Consider the following 6,657-nt stretch of genomic DNA (forward strand, 5'->3'; position numbering starts at 1 on the left):
TTAACGTTTAGGACGCAAGTGACAATTCATTAACTTTATATTACATCTATGTTATCAAATTATTAAGAATTGAAATTAAGGGAAATATATCGAATGTTTTTGACCATACTCATTTGGTTAACCTGTGCTTCACAGCAGCTCTGGGCGCAACATCATGATTTCGATTTTTATGATGGGAAAGTGTCTATTGATGTCCCCCCCTCCTTTAATATTCCATTCAAAGACAGCTTAACGATAGCTCATGTACAAAAATTCTATCAAATAGCTGATCAAACCGATTACATACAACTTGTAAACAGTTTGCTCGAATACAAAGATGAACATCATTTGAATGATTGGGTCTATTATCAGCTGATTCGCCGCACCGCACAGCAGATTGCCCCGAAAGCTGAAAATTATACACGCTATACTTTATATAAATGGTTTTTAATGTGTAAATCTGGTTATGATGCCCGCTTGGCTGTGGGTAATAATCAGATCATATTTTTCATTCAGAACAAAGAAGATATCTCTGATATTCCTTTTTTTGAAATTGATGGCAAGAAATACACCTGTTTAAACTTCCATGACTATGGAAAGCTCTTTCAACGCGCAGACACCTATATTCCTGTTAAAATTAAAGTACCAGAAGCTATCGAAGATTTCAGTTACAAAATCACAAAATTACCTGATTTTGTACCCGCAAATTATAAGGAGAAGCAAATTGAGTTCAATTATGGACATAAAGCCTACCATTTTAATGTCAAGTTGAATGAAGATATCAGTGATCTTTTTAAAAACTATCCTGGCGTAGATTTTGAAACTTATTTCAATATTCCACTTAGCAAAGAGACTTATCAATCACTGATTCCTGCGCTCAAGGAAAATTTAAAAGGAAAAAATCAGCAGGAAGGTGTCGATTATTTAATGCGGTTTACGCGATATGCATTCTTATACGAAAATGACGAAGAGAATTTCGGATCCGAAAAGCGCCTTTCTGCAGAACAAACGCTATTGAATAAATACAGTGACTGTGATGACCGTGTTGCCCTGTTTTTTTATCTGGTAAAGGAAATCTACAATCTTCCTATGATCACCCTGCTCTATCCCACTCATGTAACGATGGCCGTCCAATTTGAACATCCTATCGGTGATGCTATTTTGTACAATGGAAAATATTATTCTGTCTGTGAACCTACACCACAAGCGCAAACGCTAGATATAGGTCAATTGTCTGAGGAGCTTAAAAATCAGTCTTATCAGATTGTATATCACTACGATCCGAGATGAGACAGCCCTTTTCAAAGGTCCCACGGAATTAATTAAAATATCAACAAGTTTACTCTGTTGGTATTCTAATTGATAATCGGAATTTTACATCGCTATCCTAAAATTTCAGTAGAATCAAAGCTTACGGTAGAAAATATATCATCAAGTAAGCTTTATATGTTCTAAAGTTTGCTTATAAAATCAAGTACATCTGTATATTTCCCATCTGTACGCTGCCCTGCAATTGTTACCGTATTTTTTTTACCTTCGGATTTTACTGTAATCACATAGTCTGCTCCATCTACACAACGTGCACACTCGTCAATTTTGGCGTTCATTAAATCATACGTTTCGACATATGACGATAACTTTCTAAAAGTGTCTTCACTGGTTTTGTAGCTTTTATCTTTTACAGTTTGAGGATTGCCAGTGGTTCCAGCGGGATACTTTACCTCTGTCTTATTTTGATCGACAGTAATATTTACAAATTCGCCCCAACCAGAAATTCCTTTTATTTCTACTTTAAGTCCAGAAGTTGAAGGATCATTGATATCATTCGATTTTTTACACCCAAAAAGGAGGAAAGCACCCATTAAAACCAAATAGATTGTTCGTTTCATAATTTAGAATTTATTTTATTTGACTATTTAACGAATTATTTAAAATATATGCTACATAAAAAATCCCGCCAAGGCGGGATTTTTCATCTATTTACTAAACTATAATTATTTTACTTTTCCAGGAGTGGTATATGCCAAGTTCTGTGGATCATAATGAGCCCAACCACTTGTCCAATCCGTCGTACCAAAAGCACCTTTATAAGCCACTTTCTCAAAAAAACTTCCAGACACCTTAGCATTGGTAAAACTTGCTCCACTAGCAGCAGCGGATCCAGATAACACTTGGAAATTTGGAGTGTTGCTTGTATTTGAAAAATCTGAACCAAAGTTATAAGGGGCTACGAACAGTTCAGATGCATATTTACCATTTTCGAAAACATTTTTAGCACGTATAAGTGTAGAGACAGCCGCAGCATTTGTAGCTGAGCTAACTTTTAAATCAGCGTCTTTAGAACCATATACCAAATTATTTTCAAAAACTGCATTTCCACTTAAGAAATTATTCGAAGTCGAATTTGCTGTGATTACCTTTGTATCATCAACATATAATCCAGCCAAAGGAAAACCTGAAATAACTGAATTTAAGATACTGATAGAAGAGTTCCGACGCACTTGAGCACCATGTTGGAAGTTCGCATTAAAAGATCCTCCAGCCTTTTGAATTGGGCCTAGAATTGTCACGTTAGAAAATACAGCAGAAGTTTTTGGAGTTTGGTCGGTCCCTGTAGCGTTGTTATCAGATTCAAAACCATTAGAGCCTGATTGATCTGCAACAGTAGGTACACGTTGTGCTAATGCAAATTGGACATTGCCAGAATACCCAAAATCTGTATCAAAATCATCATCCCAAGTTCCTACAGCTAGAAGATGTTTCGCATTTACTGTACCACCGAACCATTCAAATGCATCATCACCTGAACGGTAGACTTGGATATATTCTAATGTTGTACCGTTTCCTACACCTCCCAATGTTAAACCGTTAATTTCATTATCAACTGAATATGCAATTCCAGCAAACTCAATACGAACATATTTTAAAGTTCCTGAGTTGTCTGCAGCATCAGTTCCTCCATAATAAATATAATTTTTTTCATCCTTACCTGTTGGTCCAGCAAGACCACCTTCGATCTTAACATCTGTACCTTGGTTAACAGGAGCCTTACCCAAAAGGATTACTCCACCCCAGTCTCCCTGGGAACGAGCTCCAGCCGCCAAATTTGATGTAAATACAATTGGTTTGTCTGCTGTTCCTGTTGCATTAATTTTTGAACCTCGTGTAATTGTCAATGTTGCTTTTGAAGCTTTATCACCTTTAATAATGGTTCCAGGTTCGATTGTTAAAGTGGCACCATTACTTACGTATACGAATCCTTTTAAAACATAGATTTTATCTGATGTCCAAGTTGTATTAGTTGTTATCTCACCTGAGATCTCTACGACATTTTGATTTTCAGGATTTGTTGGAGTTTCAGTACCGCCACCTTCATCCGTAATTGTTGTTTCCTTACATGCTCCAGCAAATAATAACGCTGCTAGTGAGAAGAATAAAAATCTTTTTTTCATTTTTTAAGCTTTAAAATCTTGATACAAAAAAACACTTTAAGTATGTCTTTACATTTAAACTAATATTAAGTTTATATTACTACTAAAATGTATAATTAAATGATACTGAATAATTTCCGCCGGTCTTATAGCGATATAGAATTTCCTTAGCTTCATTATCAAAATATACGTTTACAGGATTATTCAAGATATCACCCAAATTAACCTTTACCTCCGCTTTATTCTTCATCAATTTGTAGCCAACTTGTGCATCTAATACATTACGAGGCGCTTCGTAAGCACTGGCAAAGGTAATTCCTCCTGCTTGCGCTATTCGCTTACCAATGCGGTTAAAAAGAACATTAACATTCAATTTATTACCCAATGCGCTATGTTGCAATCCTGCATTGATAGTATAAGGTGATTGTCCAACCATAGGTCGAGTTTTCTCTTTATAGTCCTGATCAGTCGGATTAGTCACCTTCGAATGCACATAAGAAAGATTTAAATATGCGGTTGTGTTAGAAAACAGTTGATTTTCACTGACAAAATCCAATTTCTTTCTTGCCTCTAACTCAGCTCCATATAAGGTTGCTTTCGGTGTATTGAAATAGGAAACATCAACTGTCGAATTTACATCATAGCGAGATGCTTCAATAGCATCTGTAAACTGTTTATAGAATGCAGAGACCGAAAAGATTTCGCCAGCTTTGGGATATATTTCAAATCTCAAATCCGCATTATTGATTGCGCTTCGTTTTAGTTTTGTATTCCCGGAAATAGTTCCGAATTGCTCGTAATCATAATAACTAAATGGTGCTAATTCTCGTAATTCAGGACGAGCAATTGTTCGATAATAGGAAGCCCTAAGATTTGTCTTACTATTTAAACTATAAGTCATATTAATTGACGGCAAAAAGTCTAGTTTTGTATCATCAACATCCTTTTTGTCTGTGTCAATTTGAACATTATAATTTTCAACACGCAAACCATAGACTATGCGAAACTTATCCATAAACTTTTGGTCCATCATCGCGTACCCAAATCCTGTCATTGATTTTGCAGTATAGAAGTCACCAGGCATTTGGATTTCATCATATTTAAAGTAGTTTTTATCGATCAAATCTGCAGCAAATATTTTATCTGGAGAAAGTTCACGTATTTGATCAGCTAATTTTGAATCCATCTTAATTACATCTAAGACAAGACCAACAAAACGCGCATCAAAATCACGATGACGATAATTCGCTCCAGCACCAACTTTCAATGTAGTTGGTGCCGATAGAAAATTCATTGGTCTAGCATAGTTTAACTCACCAGAGAAAACATTTTCATTAAGATCTGAAAACAAACGTGTATTCTCTTTACTAGGACTTGTAATGTTGGCCAAATAAGGAACTGTAGAATCATTTTCTTTATCAATCGCTTTTGCATAATTGATTTTCATCTGATTCGGCTGGTTGTTTTTAATGTTGCTATAGGATGCTGTCCATTTAATTCTATCATTTAGATCCGAAAGTACATGATCTCCTTCCAAGGTTGACTTGAACAATGATTTTTGTAAAATATCAAAAGCATAGAATTTATTTACTGATGTCGTTCCAAGATGTGTTCCTGTTCGCTCAGTATATAAGTTATCATAATTTCGATTGTACAAGTTCTTCCAAGAGATTTTATTCTTTCCAAAAGAATAACCGAAATTAGCCATTGCCCCCAAATTCGTTGTAAACTTATATTGATTATCTTTATAATCATATTGATACCACTTACGTTCAATATTTGATAAAATATTTTGGGAATTCCGATAATTTACAGAAAATAGCGCACCAAACTTATTGTTATTCTCATATTGCTTTACTCGACCCAAAGAAAATTGATAAGCTTGAGAGGGAAGAGCCTTCTTATTTTCAACAGAGAAATCATTCGACAACGATTTCATAGTTAAACGTTGCCACTTTTGCGATAAACCAGCCGCGAATGCTTCTCGCGAAGGATAATTCTTGGCCAACTTACTAGATCCATCATCAAAACCAAGATAGTTTTGAAAATTCTTCTTGGTTTGCAAAAAGTCTTTAAAAGTTGAGGCTGTGTTATAACCATAGCCTAAACCAAAAGAAACGAAGTTTTGATCAGGAATATCTTTTGTTGTAATCTGTACAGCTCCCCCTGCAAAATCTGCTGGTAAATCTGGAGTAGCTGTTTTTGAGATCGTTATTTTATCAATAAGATTCGAAGGAATAATATCAAATGAAAAAGCGCGACGATTGGCTTCTGTACTTGGTAGTACCGAGCCGTCCATCATAGCAACGTTATAACGATCACTCAAACCGCGAACGATGACAAACTTATTATCTTGAATTGTCGTACCACTGACACGACGTAATGCTTCGGATGTATTTTTATCTGGCGATCTTCTAATCTGTTCACTTGAAATACCATCAGAAATCAATGCACTATTTTTTTGTTGCGAATATAATGCACCAATAGATTCTTTCTTAAAAGATCCTGTAACCACAACTTGATCTAACACCTGTCCTTCCGAATTATCAAGAACAATATCCAAATTGGTCAAATCATTCGCTTTAATCTCAACCTCGGTAACTTGCTTCGTCGAGTAACCAATATAAATATATTCTACAGTATATTTACCTGCCGGTAAAGCTGGAATACTGTATTTTCCAGATACATCAGAGCTTCCACCTCTTGATGTTCCTAAAATACGAACAGTTACTCCTGTGATTGTTTCACCAGTTTTACTGTTAGTAATAGTCCCCATTAACTTCCCACTACTTTGTGCATAAACTGTTGTTGATGCAGCTACTACAAGCGTCATGGCAGCAGCGATTCCTTTAAGTTGTAATTGTGGTTTCAATTTATTTGTTTTTTGTTTCTGCAAATCTATTAGCAGAATATTAGATTAACATTAACAACAAATTACCATTACATCAATCAGTTGTTAATTTAATGTTACTTACCTCCTATTTTTCTTGATTTTCAGCAAAAAACAGCTGTTTATCCAATTTATACGAATATTTCCTCCCCTTAATAGGACAACATGTTAAAGAAGTGTAATAAAATTATTAAGCACTTAATTTATTAACACAATAAGGTTATTTTTCTAAATTACACTTTAATGAATGCCATTTACGGTCTTATATAGATAAGTGGTACTGCCAGTTGAGAGAGACCGATCATCTTCCATTGCCAACTGTTAACTCACTGCAGTAAATTGCTTTTTATATGCAAT

Annotated in this window: 4 protein-coding genes; 1 reads left to right on the forward strand and 3 read right to left on the reverse strand. The window is 35.1% G+C overall.

Annotated elements, in window-relative coordinates; genetic code table 11:
- The first annotated feature begins 93 nt into the window (after nucleotides 1-93).
- Entirely contained in the window at nucleotides 94-1,269 is a 1,176-nt protein-coding gene (locus B3E92_RS07590; protein WP_286896013.1) for a hypothetical protein, read from the forward strand.
- Between the two features lie 161 nt (nucleotides 1,270-1,430).
- Here B3E92_RS07590 and B3E92_RS07595 read toward each other — a convergent pair whose 3' ends face one another.
- The 3 genes from B3E92_RS07595 to B3E92_RS07605 all read right to left on the reverse strand — a co-directional run bounded on the left by B3E92_RS07595 (nucleotide 1,431) and on the right by B3E92_RS07605 (nucleotide 6,282).
- Nucleotides 1,431-1,868 (reverse strand): hypothetical protein, encoded by a 438-nt coding sequence (locus tag B3E92_RS07595; RefSeq protein ID WP_286752894.1) that lies wholly within the window; start codon nucleotides 1,866-1,868, stop codon nucleotides 1,431-1,433.
- A gap of 105 nt (nucleotides 1,869-1,973) precedes the next feature.
- Nucleotides 1,974-3,431 (reverse strand): hypothetical protein, encoded by a 1,458-nt coding sequence (locus B3E92_RS07600; RefSeq protein ID WP_286896014.1) that lies wholly within the window; start codon nucleotides 3,429-3,431, stop codon nucleotides 1,974-1,976.
- 82 nt (nucleotides 3,432-3,513) lie between these two features.
- Nucleotides 3,514-6,282: a TonB-dependent receptor gene (locus tag B3E92_RS07605; protein WP_286896016.1), complete on the reverse strand. Its 2,769-nt coding sequence runs from the start codon at nucleotides 6,280-6,282 to the stop codon at nucleotides 3,514-3,516.
- Nucleotides 6,283-6,657: the final 375 nt, after the last annotated feature.

The organism is Sphingobacterium sp. UBA6317, from assembly GCF_002440385.1.
GTDB classification, from domain to species: Bacteria; Bacteroidota; Bacteroidia; order Sphingobacteriales; family Sphingobacteriaceae; genus Sphingobacterium; species Sphingobacterium multivorum.

Excerpts from the sequence above, each read along its gene's own strand:
- B3E92_RS07595 (WP_286752894.1), bottom strand. The coding sequence starts at position 1,868 with ATGAAACGAACAATCTATTTGGTTTTAATGGGTGCTTTCCTCCTTTTT.
- B3E92_RS07600 (WP_286896014.1), bottom strand. The coding sequence starts at position 3,431 with ATGAAAAAAAGATTTTTATTCTTCTCACTAGCAGCGTTATTATTTGCT.
- B3E92_RS07590 (WP_286896013.1), top strand. The coding sequence starts at position 94 with ATGTTTTTGACCATACTCATTTGGTTAACCTGTGCTTCACAGCAGCTC.